The sequence below is a fragment of the Oleiphilus sp. HI0128 genome (genome assembly GCF_001635365.1).
In genome coordinates, this window is sequence record NZ_LWGG01000170.1 from 1 (window position 1) to 706 (window position 706).

The 706-nt window shown below is 43.2% G+C and carries 1 protein-coding gene; it reads right to left on the reverse strand.

The features are described from left to right. The coding region (locus A3763_RS02245; protein WP_255376597.1) for an isocitrate/isopropylmalate family dehydrogenase at window positions 1-706 on the reverse strand (706 nt) is incomplete at both ends.

A 706-nucleotide genomic window follows, 5' to 3' on the forward strand; every position in this document is an offset into this window, starting at 1 on the left:
TGGGTTAGCTTTGTTTTGGCCAGCAATATCTGGTGCAGAACCGTGAGAAGGTTCGTAGTATGCTTTCTCAGGCCCCATACATGCTGATGGCATTAGACCTAGAGAACCAAGAATACCGCCACCCTGGTCACTCAAGATATCACCGAACATGTTTTCCATGACCATGACATCAAACTGACCTGGGTTCAAACATAGGTGAGTCGCAGCTGCATCAACCAACATGTGAATGACTTCTACTTCAGGGTAATCTTTAGCAACTTCTTCAAGCACTTCGTTCCAAAGTACAGAAGAGATCAATACATTACTCTTGTGAATATTGTGAAGAACTTTCTTACGCTTCATAGATTCTTTAAAAGCAACTTCCAAAATCTGTCGGATCTGGCTTTCATCGTAATCCAAGGTTTCTTTTACATAGCGAAGGCCATCTTCAGTCTTACCACTTTCTTTTCCACCGAAGTAAAGACCACCGATCAATTCACGAATCAACATGATGTCGATACCATTGCCCACTACTTCTTTTTTAAGTGGTGAGAAATGAGCCATACCTGCTGGCAAAGAAATCGGGCGAAAGTTTGCATAGGTATTCAAACGACGACGCATTGGTAATAAAGCACCACGCTCAGGACGCTCTTCTACAGGAATCTTCTCAGACTCTTCATGGCTCAAGCCGATTGGGCCTTTAAGAATTGCATCCGCTGTATCACAT